Origin of the sequence: Micromonospora sp. WMMD964 (assembly GCF_029581455.1) — a bacterium.
Lineage (GTDB): Bacteria > Actinomycetota > Actinomycetes > Mycobacteriales > Micromonosporaceae > Micromonospora.
Genome location: NZ_CP120860.1, coordinates 2,593,472 through 2,610,380 on the forward strand (window position 1 = coordinate 2,593,472; position 16,909 = coordinate 2,610,380).

The window sequence follows — 16,909 nt, forward strand, 5'->3', positions numbered from 1 at the left end:
CGCCCGGCGCTCAGGCCGGCCTGAGCCAGCTCTGCTCGCCCAGGCCGGAGATGTCCAGGACCCGGTGGACCTGCCGGGACGGCAGGACGGTGAGCGTGCCCGGGAACTGCTGGGCGAGCCGGACCAGGGCGTGGATGGCGGCCGAGTCGAAGAAGGTGACAGCGCGCAGGTCGAGGGTGATCTGCCCGGCGGGCTCCCGCAGCGCGGTCTGGAGCATCGTGTCCGCGGTCGCCATGTCGACCTCACCGGCCACCACCACGCGAAGGTGATCACCGTCGATCTCCGCGCTGGCGGAGAAGACGGGCGGTGCTCCCCCTTGATCCACGCAGACACCATGGCACAGCGACACTTGCAGGGCAACAACCACCTCACGGCGGCCGTGGCGCGGGTCACCAGCACTCCCGGCGATAGGCTTGCCGCATGACCGTCCGCCCTCCGCTGACACCCGGCACGCTCTCCCCGACGCGACCGGTGCCGTCCCAGATCGCCCGACCGGAGTACGTGGGCAAGAAGCGTCCGCAGGAGTGGCGTGGCTCGCACGTGCAGACGCCGGAGACCATCGAGAAGATGCGGATCGCCAGCCGACTCGCCGCCCAGGCGACCCGACTCGCCGGTGAGCACTGCAAGCCCGGCGTGACCACCGACGAGATCGACAAGGTGGTGCACGAGTTCCTCTGCGACCACGGCGCATATCCGTCGACGCTGGGCTACAAGGGCTTCCCGAAGTCCTGCTGCACGAGCATCAACGAGGTCATCTGCCACGGCATCCCGGACTCCACCGTCATCCAGGACGGCGACATCATCAACGTCGACGTCACCGCGTACATCGGTGGGGTGCACGGCGACACCGACGCCACCTTCTGCGTCGGTGAGGTCAGCGAGGAAGCCCGACTGCTGGTCGAGCGCACCCACGAGGCGATGATGCGCGGCATCCGCGCGGTCGCCCCGGGCCGCCAGATCAACGTGGTGGGCCGGGTCATCGAGTCGTACGCCAAGCGGTTCGGCTACGGCGTGGTCCGCGACTTCACCGGCCACGGCATCGGCGAGTCCTTCCACAGCGGGCTCTACGTGCCGCACTACGACAGCCCGCGCCCCACCGACATCATGGAGCCGGGAATGACGTTCACCATCGAGCCGATGATCACGCTCGGCACCTACCAGTACGACATGTGGGACGACGGGTGGACCGTCGTCACCAAGGACCGCAGGTGGACGGCCCAGTTCGAGCACACCATCGTGGTGACCGACGACGGCCACGAGATCCTCACTCTGCCGTGAGCGCGAGGAACGCAGCGAAGCGGAGTCCCGCAGTCGTGAACGAAGAGCAGGCACCATGACCGAAACCCCGGCAGCCCTGCGCGAGGCGCACCACGCCGACGTCTCCGGCGGCTGGCTGCGCCCAGCCGTCTTCGGCGCGATGGACGGCTTGGTCACCAACATCGCCCTGATCGCCGGTGTCGGCGGCGGCGGGGTGTCGTCGCACAGCATCGTGCTCACCGGCACCGCCGGCCTGGTCGCCGGGGCGATCTCCATGGGGCTCGGCGAATACACGAGCGTCCGGTCCGCCAACGAGCAGGTCGCCGCCGAGGTGGCCAAGGAGCGCCGGGAGCTGGAACGCCACCCCGAGGCGGAGGCCCGCGAGTTGGCCGACGCCTGGGTCGCCCGCGGCCTGCCCCGGGACCTCGCCACCCAGGTCGCCGAGGCGGTACGCCGCGACCCGGAGGAGGCCCTGCGGGTGCACGTCCGCGAGGAGTTGGGTGTCGACCCCGACGACCAGCCCAGCCCTTGGGCCGCGGCGACCTCGTCGTTCCTTTTCTTCTCGGTGGGCGCCCTGATCCCGCTGTTGCCCTACCTGTTCGGCGCGACCGCGTTGTGGCTGGCGCTCGCCGTCGGCGGGCTCGGGCTCTTCGCCGCCGGTGCGGTGGTCGCCCGCTTCACCAACCGGTCCTGGTGGACCGGCGGCCTACGTCAACTGCTGCTGGGTGCCGCCGCGGCCGGTGCGACCTATCTCGTCGGCACGCTGATCGGGGTGCACGGCGGGCTGTGACCCGTCAACTCGTGAGCAACTCGTCGATCGTCCCGTCGACCGCACGACCACGGGCGGCCAACTCCTCGGCCTGGCGGCCCAGCACCGCACCCACCTCGGTCATGTCCGCGCCGGCCAACCCGGTACGCCGAACCGCGTCCCCCGGATCACGGAAGTAGGTGCGGCTCAGCAGACCCGTCACCGTGGCCGCCGCCAGCCGAGCCTCACCGAGCATCAGCAGCGCCTGGTCGGTCTCGTACCACTCGGCGAGCCGGGCCGCCCGGGCGTGCGCCGCGCTGCCCCGATACCAGGCCTGCCGGGCCGCGGTGCTGAACTCCGCCGGCCGGGCCCGGGCCAACCGGCCCAGATGCTCGTCGCGCAGCGTGCGCAACCAACCCGTCGGGTCGTGCAACGCCTGCGTGGTCACGTACCGGTCGGCGGTCAGCGGCCACAGCGCGGAGATCACCCGAGCCTGCGCCAGGTAGTCCTCCGCACCGGCCACGGTCAGGTCGACGAGCACCCCGTCGACGCGCCGGGTGGCAGGCGGCGGGCCGGTGCCGGACCGGTAGGTGACGACCAACATCCCCGCCTCGCGGTCCCCGCCGCCGTCGTCGTCACCGTGCGCCAGGGGACCGTGCACCGCGACCGCGAGCACCTCGGCCGGGAAGCGTCGCCGGACCGCCTCGGCGACCCGCTCCGCGACCGCCCACCGTCCATCGTCGAGACCCCGACCGACACCGGTCTGCCCACTGCTCGCGCTCACGGGGCCACCTCACCTTCCCTTCCCAAGATCCGCGCAACATCAGGGTTCTTGGTGTCTCCCGCGGGTCGGAGGCAGCAACATCCGGGACGTTGCTCGGATCGTGCGGCGTGCGGCGTGCGGCGTGCGGCGTGCGGTGCGGCGTGCGGTGCGGCGCGGTGCGGCGTGCGGTGTCTCGGCTCGCTTACTGCCGGTGAAGTTTAGCCAGCCGGCGGGGGAGCTGCGGGCTCGCCGCGCCCGGTCGGTACCAGCCGGAAGATGTGGATCTCCCGGCCACCGGCCCGCTGGACGTACGTGCGGTACGCGGGCCACTCGGTGACCAGCAGTCGCCACAGCCGGTCCCGTTCGGCGCCGGACGCCCGGTCGCCACGCACCGGGAGTCGCCGGCCCTTCACGTCCACTGTGGCGGCCGGATCGGCGAGCAGGTTCATCGCCCAGCCGGGGTGGTGCGTCTGCCCCCAGTTGGAACCGATCACCACGTAGGCGTCACCGTCGGGCACGTACAGCAGCGGGTTGCTGCGCGGCTTGCCCGAGCGGCGGCCGGTCGTGGTGATCACCAGGGACGGCATCAGGCCGAGCGCGACCACCCGGCCCCGAGTGAGCCGGCCGATCACCCGGTCGGCGGGGACCAACAGGCGTGCGGCGGCACCGAACCACCGGTAGTGACCGACTCGGCGGGTGAGATTTCCCAGCACTGACACGCGGATCAGTGTGCCGGTTGCCCGGCCCCGGCGGCACCCCCGAATCGGCGACCTGTCGCGGCCGCGGCGGCGCGAGGACCGGCGGCGCTGCGGGCCGCAGCCGACCACCCGGTCCTCAGTCCAGTCGCCGTTCGATCGGCAGTCGGGCGCGGGTGAACAGGCCCGCGCCGAGCATCGCCACCACCGGCACCAGCACCAGCACGCCGAGGGTCGGCCAGGGCACCAGGATCGGGTACGGGTCGGGGACCGGCCAGTCGCCGGCGTACTGCCGGTTCACCGAGAACAGCACGATCGCCGCGGTGCCGAGCCCGGCCACGATGCCGAGCACCGATCCGAGCCCGGCGATGACGCCGGCCTGACAGATCGCCAGCAACCGGCGCAACCCCGGTGCCGCGCCGACGGCCGCGAGGGTGGTCAGCTCGGCGCGTCCCTCGGCGGCGGCGAGCGCGGTGGCGATACCCGCCGCTCCCACCGTGATCAGTCCGGCCGCGGCCGCGAGCAGCAGGAGCAGCGGTGAGACGTCGCGGGGTGCGGCGCCCTGCTCCACGTTGAGTGAGAACGTGCCGAACGAGCGCAGGGCGGCGCTGAACCGTGCCTGCTGCTCCTCGTCGGGCGGAGTGGTGCTGCCGACCACCCAGCCGGCCGAGGACCAGTCCAGGCCGAGGTGTCGGGCCGCGGCGGTGGACAGCAGCAGACGGGGGTAGCCGACCGCCCCGGGCAGCGCGTACCCCGGGAGGTCACGGACCTCGGTCAGCTGGTCCGGCCCGGTGTCCACCCGGCTGACGCGTACCGTCACCAGACCGTCGTGCAGGTAACGCGGGTCGGTCACCACCACGCCACCGGCGCGCAGGACCGCCGAGGCCGCCGCGGTCGTCGTGGCGTCGGCGCCGGTGAGAAGTGGTAGCGCGCTGCCGTCGTCCACCTCGGGTTGCACGTAACCCCCGGTGGGGTCGGCCGCGCAGCGTGGGTCGGTCCGGGCCTGCCGGCGGTGCGACGCGGGAAGGTCGTCGCCGATCTGCCAGGGGCAGGCCCGGCTCGCCGGGAGCACCGGCGCGATGTCGCAGTAGCCGGTGCCCGCCGACGTGCAGTCCGGCGCGTGGACGGTGGCCACCGCGTCGACCCCCAACTGGTCCCGGGCCGCGTCGGCGACCTGGGCCAGCGTGGGCCGCTGACCCGACCCGTTCTGGTAGACCAGCATGTGGCCGGCTGGCAGCATCGGCTGGTAGGCACGTGCGTCGCGGGCATCGTCACTGGCCAGGTACCCACCGAGCGCCACGCTGCCGGCGACGGCGGCCATCACGGCGCAGATGGCCGGCACCGCCGAGGCCCGGTTGCGGCTGGCGTCGCGCACCGCGATCCGCGGTGCCAACGGCAACAGCCGACCGAGGCGGGCGAGCGTCCCGATCAACGTGGGTGTGCAGGACACCAGCCCCAACTCGCCGAGGATCAGACCGGTGAGGATCACCGCCGGGGAGGTCCGGCTGGCCCCGTACGCCGCCAGCCCCGCCCCGCCCACCACCAGCGCCAGACCGACCACCAACCACCGGGCAGGGGACACCGGTGGGGTACGCCGCCCGGCGAGCCCGGCGCTGACGTCCTGCCGGGCCGCCGTCCACGCCGGTGCCAGTGCGGCGAGCACCCCGGCCAGCACCGCCACCGCGCCGAGCAGCACCAAGGCCCCCGGCCAACAGCGGTAGCCGCCGAAGCGGGCGCCGAAGACGTACTCCTCCATCAGCGGTCGCCCGGCGAACGCCGCGCCGACGCCGACGACCAGGCCGGCGGCGGCGCCCAGCACACCGAGCACCACGCCGTCGGCCAGCACGACCCGGCGCAGTTGGGCGGCGTCCCCACCGGCCACCGCGACCAGCGCCAGATCCCGACGTCGGCGACGGACGCCGACGGCGAAGGCCGGCCCGACCAGCAGGACGACCTCCAACAGCCCGAGGCCGGCGATCAGGAAGCCGGTACTCAGGTCGTTGGCGTCGCTCGCCCCGGTCAACCCGAACCACGTCCGGTTCGCCCCGCCCCCCGCGCCGGTCGAGTGCCGGGCGGTGACCAGCACCCCACGCTCGTTCAGCCGGGACACCAGCGCCGCGTCGACGGTCCCGGGCACGTCCGCCAACCAGACGCTGTCCGGCTCCGGACCGGTCCTCGGTACGGCTCCCGGGTGCAGCGCCACGACCGGACCGAGGTCGTCGGGGAACTCGACCAGCCCCACCACGGTGTACGCCCTGCTCCCGTCGGCGACCGTGACGGCGTCACCGAGGCGCAGGTCCAGGCGGCGCAGTGCCGCCTGGCTGACCGCCACCTCGCCGGGGTGTTGCGGTGCGCGGCCGGCCAGGAACCGCACCAGCCCGCGGGCCAGCGGGTCACCGAGGTCCAGCACCCGACCGGCCACGTCCTCGTCACGGTCCGGGCCGCGCAGGGTCAGTGGGGCGTGCGGGCGTACCTCGGTGACCCTGCTGCCCGGCCCCAGCAGCGCGGTCATCTGGGCCGCGGTGGCCCTCCCCGGGGCCGTGCCGTTGGTCGTGCTCCAACCCTCACCCCAGTCGTCCTGTCCGATCGGGCCGTTGGCGACCCACTGCAACTCCGCGTCGGCGACACCGAGTCGACGGTCGACACGTTCCTGCGGGGTCAATTCGGCCATGTCGTAGCTCGCCGCGAGGAAGGCCAGCGCGGCCACCGGCAGGGCGATCATCGCGAGCACCAGGGCCGTTCGACCCCGGGCGCGGCGGGACTCGCGCCGTGCGATCCGCAGCGCGGTCCGCCAGGAGCCGGTCAGCTCGGCGATCCGCCGCCGACCGACCAGGGTGGAGGGTCGGACCGGCACCTGCCGCGTACGGCGGACGGTCACCGCTCGCTGCCGGACAGCAACTGCTCGACGCTGCCCAGCGGTGCCGTCGTGTCGACGAGCACGCCGTCGCGGAGGAACACCACCCGGTCCGCCCAGCCCGCGTGTCGTGCCTCGTGGGTGACCAGCACTCCGGCGGCGCCCGCGTCGATGCGGCGGCGCAGCAGGTGCAGCACCGCCTCGCCGGTCTGCGAGTCCAGCGCGCCGGTCGGCTCGTCGGCGAGGACCAACCGGCGTTCACCCACCAGCGCGCGGGCGATGGCCACCCGCTGCTGCTGGCCGCCGGAGAGTTGGTCGGGGAAGCGGTCACCCAGCCCGGGCAGGCCCACCTCGGTGAGCGCGGCCCGGGCCAGCGCGCGGGCGCGGCGTCCGCTGGTGCCGTCGAGCTCCAACGGGAGCGCCACGTTCTCCAGCGCGCTCAGACTGCCCAGCAGGTTGAGCTGCTGGAAGATGTAGCCGATCCGGCGGCGACGCAACTGGGCGAGCCCGCGCCGGTCCAGGGCCCCGAGCGGCTGCCCCTCGACCCGGACCTCGCCGCCGGTCGGCCGGTCCAGCCCTCCGGCCAGGGCCAGCAACGTCGACTTGCCGGATCCGGACGGTCCCATCACGGCGACCAGTTCGCCGGGCCGGACGGCCAGGCTGACGCCCTGCAGCGCGTGCACCGCCGCCGGTCCGGTGCCGTGGGTGCGGTGGACGGCGCGGAGCTCCAACACCGCGTCGTCCGCCCCGCTCACCGTCGCGCCTCCTCGCCGGCCCACCTCGCCGCGTCACGTGCGTCGTCGTCCCCCGGTGGGGATAGGGGGAATGCCGGTCCGGTGGGTTGGTGCCGTACCAGACTGGTCTCGCAGTGGTCCAGCCAGCGCACCTCCGCCTCGGCCTGGAACACCATCGAATCCAGTACCAGGCGCCAGGGGAGGTCCTCCGGCCGATTGCTGCCGTACTTCAGCCGGGTCAGCTCCTGCAGGGCACGCATCGTCGCGCTGCGCTGGGCCTGCACCACCGAGCGGACGTCCACCCCCGGGGTGGTCAACGCCAACGCCAGCTTGATCGCCAACTCGTCGCGGGGACGGTCGGTGCGGCTGATCGGGGTGGCGAACCACAGCGCCAGGTCCGCCCGGCCCGCGTCGGTGATCTCGTACGGGCGCTGCCCGGCCTCGCTCTCCGGCAGCGGGCGCACCAGACCGTCCCGCTCCAGCCGGGCCAGCGTGGTGTAGACCTGCCCGATGTTCAGCGGCCAGGTCGAGCCGGTCGACTCCTCGAACGCGGCGCGCAGCTGGTAGCCGTACATCTGGCCGCGTTCGAGCAGGGCGAGCAACCCGTGACGGATGGACATGGCAACGGAGTATGCATACCTGGTATGCGCACCGCAACCGGAGCGGGCCCGTTCAGGCCGGTCGACCGGGAAACGGGACGGTCAGCGGGGTCGACCCGGCCGTCTTGCGCCACCGGGTGGCGCGAACGGCGTACTCCACCAGGGCGGCCAGGGCCTGGTCCCGGTCGGCGCCGGTGGTGGACGCCAACGCCGCCCGCCAGTGCGCGGCCGTGCGTTCCTCCACCTCGGCGGCGAGCCGCAGGGCGCTGGCCCGGTCGGTGACCGGGAACGGCAGCGCGTAGCCGGCCCGGTCCGGCGGCACGACGCCGCCGGCGGTGGTGAGCTGCACGACCAGGGTGTCGCGTCGACGTCGGTGCGCGGCCTCCGCCTGGTGTGCCGCCTCCCGTGCCGCGCCGGTGAGCCGGACGCCGATCCGGCCGTAGGCGTAGATGGCCGCGTACTCGGCGGACAGGGCGGAGGCGAGGGCCTCCCCGGCGGACGGTTGCCTCACTTCAGTGCCTCCTGGTGGGTGGCGCGGGCGGCGACGATCGACCCGAGTAGCGCGGCCCGCTCCGCGGGCGCCGCCGCGCAGGCGGTGGACGCGGACTGCTGGGCGGTCTTCTCCAGAGCCCGCAGCGCCGCGAGCGCGCCGGTCGGGTCGGCCCCCGCGGCGGTGGTCGGGGCGCCGACCCCGGCCGACGGCAGGGCGACGCCGATCACCCGGGCCAGCTCGGTGGCGTGGGCGGTGTGCGCCTCGGCGATCGGGTCGAGCCGGCCGGCCAGGTCGGGGTGCGCGGTGGCGGTGCTCCGGTACGCCTCGGCCAGGGCGAGCGCCTCGTCCACCATCGGCCGCAGCGGGTCCGGCGGTGGCGCCGGCTGATCGTCGCGGTCGAAAAGATCACAGCCGGTCAGCGGCGCGGCGGCGCCGCCGAGCACCAGCAGCGCCCCGCCGCGCAGGAGCTTTCGCCGGGAATGTCCGGATGACTGGTTGCGCTGTGTCGTTCTGCCGATCCCCACCGGCCAAGTCAACACCATGGGCGCCGGTCCAGGGGCCACCGGCGTCGGTGCGCCGCCCGGCCCGCCGCCGGGCAGGCGCGTTACGCTCTGCGCAGCCACCGGCGTGTCCGCTCCGGTGGCGTGCCGGCATGGCGGGAAGTCCCACCACCGTCGACCAGGGAAAGGGTGCGGAGATGACGCAGCGTGGCCGTGCCACCAGGCCGACCGGTCGACCCCGCGCTGCCGCGGGTCCCCGCGGTGGCGACCTCGCCGGGCGGCGTGCCCGGTTGCGGGCCGTGATCGAGCCCGTCGTCAACGACGCCGGCTACGACCTGGAGGACCTGTCGGTCTCCCGGGCCGGTCGCCGGCACGTGGTGCGGGTGATGGTGGACGCCGACGGCGGGATCGACCTGGACGCCGTCGCCGACGTCTCCCGGGCGGTCTCGGCCGCGCTGGACGCCGCGGAGGAGACCGGTGGCGACATCGTCGCCGGGGAATACCAGCTCGAGGTCAGTTCGCCGGGCGTCGACCGGCCACTCACCCTGCCCCGGCACTGGCGGCGCAACGTGAGCCGGCTCGTCAAGGTCACCGTCCGGGGCGCGACCGCGCTGCCCGGCCAGCGCGGCGAGCAGCCCGCCGGTGACCGCCAACTGACCGGCCGGGTGATCGCCGCCGACGACGAGGGCGTGCAGCTGGAGACCGAGGACGGCCGGACCTCCTGGGCGTACGCCCAGCTGGGCCCGGGTCGCGTGCAGGTCGAGTTCACCCGCCTCGCCGAGCTGGGCGAGCCGGACGAGGAGTTCGACGACGCGGACGACAGTGACGACTCAGACGAGTTCGACGATTCAGACGACATCGACGACGAAGATGATGTGGAGGACGAGGAGAGGTGAACATCGACCTCGCGGCGCTGCGCGCACTCGAGCGCGAGCGGGAGATCCCGTTCGACACGATTCTCGCGGCGATCGAGACCGCGTTGCTGACCGCTTACCGGCACACCGACGGCGCCGAGCCGCACGCCCGGGTGGAGATCGACCGCAAGTCCGGCGCGGCCCTGGTGTACGCGCAGGAGATGGACTCCGACGGCAGTCTGGTGCGGGAGTGGGACGACACCCCGCACGACTTCGGCCGGATCGCCGCCATGACCGCCAAGCAGGTGATCCTCCAGCGGCTGCGGGAGGCCACCGACGAGGTGCACTTCGGTGAGTACGTGGGCCGCGAGGGTGACCTGGTCACCGGCGTGGTGCAGGCGCACGAGACGCGTACCGAGAAGGGCATCGTCAGCGTCGACCTGGGCAAGCTGGAGGGCGTGCTGCCGCAGTCCGAGCAGGTGCCCGGTGAGCGGTACGCCCACGGCGAGCGGGTCCGCTGCGTGGTGGTGCACGTGGCCAAGGGCATGCGCGGGCCGCAGATCACCCTGTCCCGGTCGCACCCGGCGCTGGTCAAGAAGCTCTTCGCGCTGGAGGTCCCGGAGATCGCCGACGGCACTGTCGAGATCGGCGCGATCGCCCGTGAGGCAGGTCACCGCACGAAGATCGCCGTCCGCTCCACGACTCCCGGGGTCAACGCCAAGGGTGCCTGCATCGGGCCGATGGGTCAGCGGGTACGCGCCGTGATGAGCGAGTTGCACGGCGAAAAGATCGACATCATCGACTGGTCGGACGACCCGGCCACCTTCGTCGGCAACGCGTTGTCGCCGGCCAAGGCGCTGCGGGTCGAGGTGGTCGACCTGGCCGGTCGGGCCGCCCGGGTGACGGTTCCCGACTTCCAGCTGTCGCTCGCCATCGGCCGGGAGGGGCAGAATGCCCGACTCGCGGCCCGTCTGACCGGTTGGCGGATCGACATCCGCTCCGATGCGGAGCAGACCGCCCCGGCCGCGCGTGAGGGAGCTGATCACGTGCGGGAGCCGGGCGGCGCGATCTCGGGCGGCTAGGGGTAGACTTCTTCCAGTGGTACGACGCACGCAGCCGGAGCGCACCTGTGTGGGCTGCCGACAACGTGCGCCGGCCAGCGAATTGCTGCGGATAGTCGCGGTCAGGGACGAGGCTGGTCACAGCCTCCGGCCTGATCCGCTTCGCAGGCTGCCGGGTCGGGGAGCGAACATGCATCCGGATCCGGCCTGCTTCGCGCTGGCGGTGCGGCGTCGCGCCTTCGGGCGTGCGCTGCGCATCACCGAGGTCCTCGACCACGGTGTGCTGGCGAAGCACGTCGATGCGCCAACCACTACGTCCGGTCAGCCCGACCGGGCGAGGGTCGCTAGCAGGGTAGGACGACCGACATGAGCACACGATGAAGTCCCTGAAATGACCAGGCTTCAAGTGCACGAGTGAGGTCTGCGGGTGCTGCCCGCACGACCTCGGAGTGAGGAGTGCAGTGGCAGGCAAGGCCCGCGTACACGAGCTTGCAAAAGAGCTCGGGGTCGAGAGTAAGACCGTTCTCGCCAAGCTGAAGGAAATGGGCGAGTTCGTGAAGTCCGCGTCGAGCACCGTCGAGGCGCCCGTCGCCCGGCGGCTGCGTAACGCATTCGTCGCGTCCGCCGGTGCTCCGGCGCCGGCCGCCCCGTCGGCGCCCGCGTCGACGCCGGCTCCCAACCCGACCCCGACGACGTCCCCGACCCCGGGCGCGCCCCGGGTCTCGGCCAAGCCGATGCCGCCTCGGCGGCCGGCAGCGCCGATGCCCGGCCCGAAGCCGAAGGGTCCGGTGCCCGCTGCGCCGCAGCCCGCGGCCCCGGTCGCCAAGCCGGCGAGCGCCCACGACATCGAGGTGGCGGCCGCGGAGGCGCGTGCCGCCGCGCTGAAGGCTGAGCAGGAGGCCGCGGTCAAGGCCGCGCAGGCCGCCCGTCAGCAGCAGCGGGAGAACCCGGTTCGCCGGGAGCCTCCGGCAGACGGTGGCAACCGCCCCGGCCCCCGGCCGGGTCCGGCCGCGATGCCGCCCCGCCCCGGTTCGCCGGCAGCTCGCCCGAGCGCGCCTGCTCCGGGTCCGGGTGCCCGACCGGGTGGTCGCCCGCCGGCGCGCGGCGCCGGTAACAACCCGTTCGGCATCCAGGGTGGCCAGCAGCAGCGGCCCCCGGCCGCCGGTGCGGGTGGTCCTCGGCCCAACACCCCGGCGGGCATGCCGCCGCGGCCGAGCCCGAACTCCATGCCGCCGCGGCCCAGCCCGGCGTCGATGCCGAGCCAGCGTCCGGCTGCCGGTCGTCCCGGTCCCGGTGGCGCTGGTCGCCCCGGTGGTGGCGCTGGTCGCCCCGGCGGTGGCGGCGGTGGCTTCCGTGGCGGTCCCGGTGGTGGCGGCGGTGGTTACCGCGGCGGTCCCGGTGGCGGCGCGGGTGCCGGTGGTGGCGGCGGCTACCGTGGCGGTCCCGGCGGCGGTGGCGGTGCCCCCGGTGGCGGTTTCCGTCCGGGTGCGCCGGCCGGCGGTGGCGGCCGTCCGGGTGCGGGTGGTCGTGGCCGTGGCGGCGGTGCCGCGGGTGCCTTCGGGCGTCCGGGTGGCCGGCCGACGCGCGGTCGCAAGTCCAAGAAGCAGCGCAGACAGGAGTTCGACAACCTGTCGGCTCCGACCATGAGCTCGGGTGCTCCCCGGGGTCAGGGTCAGGTCGTCCGGCTGTCCCGCGGCGCCTCGCTGTCCGACTTCGCCGACAAGATCAACGCCAACCCTGGTTCGCTGGTCCAGGAGATGTTCAACCTGGGCGAGATGGTCACCGCGACCCAGTCCTGCTCTGACGACACCCTGCAGCTGCTGGGTGAGCACCTGGGCTTCGACATCCAGATCGTCAGCCCGGAGGACGAGGATCGCGAGCTGCTCGCGCAGTTCAACATCGACCTCGACGCGGAGGTGGCCGAGGAGCGTCTGGTCAGCCGTGCGCCGGTGGTGACCGTCATGGGTCACGTCGACCACGGTAAGACCAAGCTGCTCGACGCGATCCGCAAGGCGAACGTCGTGGCCGGTGAGGCGGGTGGCATCACCCAGCACATCGGTGCGTACCAGGTGCACGTTCCGCACGAGGGTGTGGACCGCGCGGTGACCTTCATCGACACCCCGGGTCACGAGGCGTTCACCGCCATGCGTGCCCGTGGTGCCCAGGTGACGGACATCGTGATCCTGGTCGTCGCGGCCGACGACGGCGTGATGCCGCAGACCATCGAGGCGTTGAACCACGCCAAGGCGGCCGACGTGCCGATCGTGGTCGCGGTCAACAAGGTCGACAAGCCGGACGCCAACCCGGACAAGGTCCGCCAGCAGCTGACCGAGTACGGCCTGGTCGCCGAGGAGTACGGCGGCGAGACCATGTTCGTCAACGTGGCCGCCAAGCCGGGCATCGGCATCGAGGAGCTGCTCGAGGCCGTCCTGCTGACCGCCGACGCGTCGCTGGAGCTGACCGCTCCGATCGACGGGCCGGCGCAGGGTGTGGCCATCGAGGCGCACCTGGACAAGGGCCGCGGTGCGGTGGCGACGGTGCTGGTGCAGAAGGGCACCCTGCGGGCCGGCGACTCGATCGTCGCCGGTGGGGCGCACGGCCGGGTCCGGGCCATGCTCGACGAGAACGGCAACCAGCTCTCCGAGGCTGGGCCGGCGCGTCCGGTCATGGTTCTGGGTCTGACCGCGCCGCCCGGCGCGGGCGACACGTTCCTCGCGGCGGCGGACGACCGCACGGTGCGGCAGATCGCCGAGCAGCGGCAGGCGCGGCGGCGGGCGGCGGCATTCGCCAACTCCCGTGGTCGGGCCACCCTCGAGACGCTCATGGAGCAGCTCAAGGAGGGCGAGAAGACGTCGCTCAACCTCATCCTCAAGGGCGATGTCTCCGGTTCGGTGGAGGCCCTGGAGGACGCGCTGTTCAACCTCGACATCCCCGAGGAGGTCCAGCTCAAGGTCCTCGACCGGGGTGTCGGCGCGATCACCGAGAGCAACGTCATGCTCGCGAGCGCGTCGTCCGAGCCGGTCACGATCATCGGCTTCAACGTGCGGGCCTCCAACAAGGTCCGTGAGATGGCCGACCGCGAGGGCGTGGAGATCCGGTACTACACCGTCATCTACCAGGCCATCGAGGAGATCGAGGCAGCGCTCAAGGGCCTGCTCAAGCCGGAGTACGAGGAGGCCGAGCTGGGCACCGCGGAGATCCGCGACGTGTTCCGCTCGTCCAAGATCGGCAACATCTCCGGATGCATCGTCCGGTCGGGCATCATCCGACGCAACGCGAAGGCTCGACTGCTTCGGGACGGGACGGTCGTGGCGGACAACCTCACGATCACCTCGCTGAAGCGGTTCAAGGACGACGCCACCGAGGTCCGCGAGGGCTTCGAGTGTGGTCTGACCCTGGGTGGCTACAACAACGTCCAGGTCGGCGACGTCATCGAGACCTTCGAGATGCGGGAGAAGGTTCGCGCCTGATCCGGCAGTGACACGCTGATCAAGGGGTTTACGCCGCACGGCGTAAACCCCTTGATCATGCGGGGCGGGTTGGCGGTATCGTCCGGGGCGATGTTCACCGGAACCGCGGTCTTCGACCTGCTGCTGCCGGGCGACTCCCGGTCGCTCAAAGCCAAGAGATCATATGTACGGCCGATCGTGGCGGCGCTGCGCCGCTTCGAGGTGTCGGCCGCCGAGGTGGGGGCGCTCGACCTGCACGGTCGGGCGCAGATAGCGGTGGCCGTGGTGGCCGCCGAGACAGGGCACGTCCGCGAGGTGCTCGACTCCTGTGAGCGCCTGGTGGCCGCCCGTCCCGAGGTCGAGCTGCTGTCGGTTCGACGCCGGCTGTACGGCGTGGACGACGACTGACCACGGTGCCGGCTGTGCCGGGCGACCGGTACGGCCGCGAAGGTAGTGTTCGAGATGTTGGCCGGTCGGCCGGCGGCCTCCGGGTCGCCGGGCCGACCGGGAGCAGGACGCCGTGGAGGTGGCGAGATGTCTGATCCGGCCAAGGTACGCCGGCACGCCGAGCGGGTGCGTGAGTTGGTCGCGTCGGTGGTGCGGAGCCAGATCAAGGACCCGCGGCTCGGGATGATCACCATCACCGACGCCCGGATCACCGCGGACCTGCGCGACGCGACGGTCTTCTACACGGTGCTCGGCGACTCGGTGGCCCAGGCGGACACCGCAGCCGCCCTGGAGAGCGCCAAGGGGATGTTGCGCAGCACGGTCGGCAAGGCGCTCGGGCTGCGGCACTCGCCGACCCTGACGTTCGTCCTCGACGACGTACAGGACCAGGTCAAGCACATCGACGACCTGCTCGCCGCCGCCCGCAACGCCGACGCCGAGGTGCAGCGGCTCGCCGCCCGGGCGGAGTACGCGGGCGAGGCGCAGCCGTACCGGGTGGAGGACGACGCCGACGAGACGGACGAGGCCGACGAGGCCACCGACGTCACGGAGACCCCGCGGGGTGGGGAAACGCGGTGACCGGCGCCACCAGCACCCCGCTCGCCGGGGCGGCCGCGGGTGTCCCCACCGAGACGGACTGGGCTGCCGCCGAGGCGCTCGTACGGGCTCTCCCGGCGGGTGCCCGGGTGCTGTTGATCTGCCACGTCAACCCGGACGGCGATGCCCTGGGCAGCATGCTCGGCTTCGGTCTGGGCCTGCGGCAGCTCGGCGTACGCGAGGTGCAGGCGACCTTCCCCGGGCCGCCGGAGGTGCCGGAGCCGTTGCAGGGGCTGCCCGGGCTCGACCTGCTGGTCCCGGCGGACGCGGCGGACCTCGCCCCCGACCTGGTGATCTGCTTCGACGCGGCGAGCGAGTCGCGCCTCGGTGAGCTGGCCGGGCGGTTGTCGTCGGCGGGCGCGGCGTTGGTGCTCGACCACCACGCCTCGAACCCGGGCTTCGGCACCGTCAACCTGGTCGACCCCGGAGCCGCGGCGACGTCGGTGGTGGCCGAGCGGCTGCTTGCCCGGCTCGGGGTCGTCGTGGATCGGGAGATCGCCGAGTGCCTCTACGTGGCCCTGACCACTGATACCGGTTCGTTCCGGTTCGCGGCGACCACCCCGGCGGTGCACGAGATGGCCGCCCGGTTGCTGGCCACCGGCATCTCGCCGGGCGACATCTCCCGGCGGGTCTTCGACACCCGGCCCTTCGGCGCGGTCCGGCTCTTCGGTGAGGTGCTCGGCCGGGCCCGGTTGGAGCCGTCCGCCGCCGGTGGCCGAGGGTTCGTCTGGACCTTCGCCACCCTGGACGACCTGGCCCGACACGACCAGCGGCCGTACGTGCTGGAGGCGTTGATCGACTCGGTGCGGTGCACCGCCGAGGCGGACGTGGGTTGTGTGTTGAAGCAGACCACGTCGGGCGACTGGGCGGTGTCGATGCGCAGCAAGGGTGCGGTGGACGTCAGCCGGGTCGCGGTCGCGCTGGGCGGTGGTGGTCACACGTTCGCGGCCGGTTTCACCGGCCGGGGCACCGTCGATCAGGTGGTCGACTCGATCCGCGGTCAACTGGACGCGGCGCTGGTCAGCCCCGCGAACTGACGCCCACGTTCGCCGTCATCGATCCGTCGACCCCGAAGATCAGGGTCAGCTCCGGGGAGTGTCGGTCTTCCCGCGCTCCGTGAGACCGGGAAGAATTGCGGGATGGAGCAGCCGCACGACCTCACCGTGGAGGCCCCCCGTGCCTGGGATCGGCCCGCCGTCTCCGTTCCCGTCCTGGTCTGCCTGTCGCTCGTCGGTGGTCGGTTCGCGTCCTTCTCGACCGAGGCGAATCTGTTCACCCTCGGCACCGGCGGGGTGCTGATCTGGCTCGGTCTGAGCAACCGGGTGCCCCGCCGGCCGGCACCGCCTCGGCTGGGTGCCGGAGCGGCCTGGTGGGCGGTGCCGGTGGTGGTCTTCGGTGTCTTCGAGGGTGCGACCTTCGTGCTGGCGGCCGGCGACGACTTCCCCACCTTCTCGCGCCTAGCCGACCCTCTCCTGGAAGATCACCTGACCCGGTCGGCGGCCTGGTTCGCCTGGCTGGCGGCCTTCTGGGGGCTGGTGCGGCGATGATGCGGACGCTTGCGATCGGTGGCTTCCTGGCCGCGCTGGTCCTCTTCGCGGTGGTCGAGTGGATGGCCCGGCGGGAGGGCTCGCGGATCCCCACCCTCGGCGAGGTCTGCGCGTACGTGATGCGCTACGAGGTCGGTCCGGTGCCGGTGGGCCGGATCGGTCTGTTCGGGTTCTGGTGGTGGCTGGGGTGGCACTTCCTGGCCCGTTGAGCCGGGTTGCCGACCGTCCAGATGGCGGGAACCGTGAGCAGCATATGGACCTGAACGATAACTTGGGAGAGGGCCGGTGCCGCGTGGCGGCGCAGGTCATGG

At 72.8% G+C, this 16,909-nt stretch carries 19 protein-coding genes; 11 read left to right on the top strand and 8 right to left on the bottom strand.

All coding sequences use genetic code 11. The annotated features are described in order from the left end of the window. Positions 1–10 precede the first annotated feature (10 nt). Positions 11–325 (bottom strand): STAS domain-containing protein, encoded by a 315-nt coding sequence (locus O7616_RS12100; protein WP_282261884.1) that lies wholly within the window; start codon positions 323–325, stop codon positions 11–13. Positions 326–420: 95 nt separating this feature from the next. Between O7616_RS12100 and map the strand changes: the two genes are divergently transcribed. Further along, positions 421–1,278, top strand: coding sequence for a type I methionyl aminopeptidase (map, locus tag O7616_RS12105; protein WP_282306884.1), 858 nt, complete (start codon positions 421–423; stop codon positions 1,276–1,278). 55 nt (positions 1,279–1,333) lie between these two features. After that, on the top strand, positions 1,334–2,047 hold the full coding sequence (locus O7616_RS12110) for a VIT1/CCC1 transporter family protein (protein ID WP_282306885.1): 714 nt from the start codon (positions 1,334–1,336) through the stop codon (positions 2,045–2,047). Between the two features lie 4 nt (positions 2,048–2,051). On the opposite strand, the gene O7616_RS12115 is transcribed toward O7616_RS12110, so the two are convergent. From O7616_RS12115 to O7616_RS12145, 7 genes are all read right to left on the bottom strand, one after another. After that, positions 2,052–2,789, bottom strand: coding sequence for a nucleotidyltransferase domain-containing protein (locus O7616_RS12115; RefSeq protein WP_282306886.1), 738 nt, complete (start codon positions 2,787–2,789; stop codon positions 2,052–2,054). Positions 2,790–2,986: 197 nt separating this feature from the next. After that, entirely contained in the window at positions 2,987–3,487 is a 501-nt protein-coding gene (locus tag O7616_RS12120) for a nitroreductase/quinone reductase family protein (RefSeq protein WP_282261878.1), read from the bottom strand. A gap of 115 nt (positions 3,488–3,602) precedes the next feature. Next, positions 3,603–6,341, bottom strand: a complete 2,739-nt coding sequence (locus O7616_RS12125) for an FtsX-like permease family protein (RefSeq protein ID WP_282306887.1) — start codon at positions 6,339–6,341, stop codon at positions 3,603–3,605. Further along, complete coding sequence (locus O7616_RS12130) at positions 6,338–7,051, bottom strand: ABC transporter ATP-binding protein (protein ID WP_282264641.1); 714 nt, start codon at positions 7,049–7,051, stop codon at positions 6,338–6,340. The genes O7616_RS12125 and O7616_RS12130 overlap by 4 nt, the downstream gene beginning before the upstream one ends. Positions 7,052–7,068: 17 nt before the next feature. Beyond that, entirely contained in the window at positions 7,069–7,671 is a 603-nt protein-coding gene (locus O7616_RS12135; RefSeq protein ID WP_282261875.1) for a PadR family transcriptional regulator, read from the bottom strand. A gap of 52 nt (positions 7,672–7,723) precedes the next feature. Further along, positions 7,724–8,161 (bottom strand): ferritin-like domain-containing protein, encoded by a 438-nt coding sequence (locus tag O7616_RS12140; protein ID WP_278144381.1) that lies wholly within the window; start codon positions 8,159–8,161, stop codon positions 7,724–7,726. Then, a complete protein-coding gene (locus tag O7616_RS12145) occupies positions 8,158–8,685 on the bottom strand; it encodes a hypothetical protein (protein WP_282306888.1) in 528 nt (175 codons plus the stop codon). The genes O7616_RS12140 and O7616_RS12145 overlap by 4 nt, the downstream gene beginning before the upstream one ends. Before the next feature lie 155 nt (positions 8,686–8,840). Between O7616_RS12145 and rimP the strand changes: the two genes are divergently transcribed. The 9 genes from rimP to O7616_RS12190 all read left to right on the top strand — a co-directional run bounded on the left by rimP (position 8,841) and on the right by O7616_RS12190 (position 16,807). Beyond that, on the top strand, positions 8,841–9,539 hold the full coding sequence (rimP, locus tag O7616_RS12150; RefSeq protein WP_282306889.1) for a ribosome maturation factor RimP: 699 nt from the start codon (positions 8,841–8,843) through the stop codon (positions 9,537–9,539). Further along, on the top strand, positions 9,536–10,579 hold the full coding sequence (nusA, locus tag O7616_RS12155; protein ID WP_278137985.1) for a transcription termination factor NusA: 1,044 nt from the start codon (positions 9,536–9,538) through the stop codon (positions 10,577–10,579). The genes rimP and nusA overlap by 4 nt, the downstream gene beginning before the upstream one ends. A gap of 16 nt (positions 10,580–10,595) precedes the next feature. Continuing rightward, positions 10,596–10,928: a YlxR family protein gene (locus tag O7616_RS12160; protein WP_282261864.1), complete on the top strand. Its 333-nt coding sequence runs from the start codon at positions 10,596–10,598 to the stop codon at positions 10,926–10,928. Between the two features lie 91 nt (positions 10,929–11,019). Beyond that, complete coding sequence (infB, locus tag O7616_RS12165; protein WP_282261863.1) at positions 11,020–14,028, top strand: translation initiation factor IF-2; 3,009 nt, start codon at positions 11,020–11,022, stop codon at positions 14,026–14,028. A gap of 90 nt (positions 14,029–14,118) precedes the next feature. Continuing rightward, positions 14,119–14,415, top strand: coding sequence for a DUF503 domain-containing protein (locus O7616_RS12170; protein WP_282261862.1), 297 nt, complete (start codon positions 14,119–14,121; stop codon positions 14,413–14,415). A gap of 126 nt (positions 14,416–14,541) precedes the next feature. After that, the gene (gene rbfA, locus O7616_RS12175) at positions 14,542–15,033 is read left to right on the top strand and encodes a 30S ribosome-binding factor RbfA (protein ID WP_282261861.1); all 492 of its coding nucleotides are present in this window, start codon (positions 14,542–14,544) and stop codon (positions 15,031–15,033) included. Beyond that, positions 15,030–16,088 carry a bifunctional oligoribonuclease/PAP phosphatase NrnA gene (locus O7616_RS12180; RefSeq protein WP_282306891.1) on the top strand — a complete coding sequence of 353 codons (1,059 nt, stop codon included), beginning with the start codon at positions 15,030–15,032 and terminating at the stop codon, positions 16,086–16,088. Before rbfA ends, O7616_RS12180 begins: the two co-directional genes overlap by 4 nt. 102 nt (positions 16,089–16,190) lie before the next feature. After that, entirely contained in the window at positions 16,191–16,598 is a 408-nt protein-coding gene (locus O7616_RS12185; protein ID WP_282261857.1) for a hypothetical protein, read from the top strand. Beyond that, positions 16,598–16,807, top strand: a complete 210-nt coding sequence (locus O7616_RS12190) for a DUF6186 family protein (RefSeq protein ID WP_282264640.1) — start codon at positions 16,598–16,600, stop codon at positions 16,805–16,807. Before O7616_RS12185 ends, O7616_RS12190 begins: the two co-directional genes overlap by 1 nt. Positions 16,808–16,909 lie beyond the last annotated feature (102 nt).

What these genes read in the sequence shown, in the direction of transcription:
- map (WP_282306884.1), top strand. Translation starts at nt 421, where the DNA reads ATGACCGTCCGCCCTCCGCTGACACCCGGCACGCTCTCCCCGACGCGA.
- O7616_RS12110 (WP_282306885.1), top strand. Translation starts at nt 1,334, where the DNA reads ATGACCGAAACCCCGGCAGCCCTGCGCGAGGCGCACCACGCCGACGTC.
- O7616_RS12135 (WP_282261875.1), bottom strand. Translation starts at nt 7,671, where the DNA reads ATGTCCATCCGTCACGGGTTGCTCGCCCTGCTCGAACGCGGCCAGATG.
- O7616_RS12145 (WP_282306888.1), bottom strand. Translation starts at nt 8,685, where the DNA reads ATGGTGTTGACTTGGCCGGTGGGGATCGGCAGAACGACACAGCGCAAC.
- rimP (WP_282306889.1), top strand. Translation starts at nt 8,841, where the DNA reads ATGACGCAGCGTGGCCGTGCCACCAGGCCGACCGGTCGACCCCGCGCT.
- O7616_RS12170 (WP_282261862.1), top strand. Translation starts at nt 14,119, where the DNA reads ATGTTCACCGGAACCGCGGTCTTCGACCTGCTGCTGCCGGGCGACTCC.
- rbfA (WP_282261861.1), top strand. Translation starts at nt 14,542, where the DNA reads ATGTCTGATCCGGCCAAGGTACGCCGGCACGCCGAGCGGGTGCGTGAG.
- O7616_RS12185 (WP_282261857.1), top strand. Translation starts at nt 16,191, where the DNA reads ATGGAGCAGCCGCACGACCTCACCGTGGAGGCCCCCCGTGCCTGGGAT.
- O7616_RS12190 (WP_282264640.1), top strand. Translation starts at nt 16,598, where the DNA reads ATGCGGACGCTTGCGATCGGTGGCTTCCTGGCCGCGCTGGTCCTCTTC.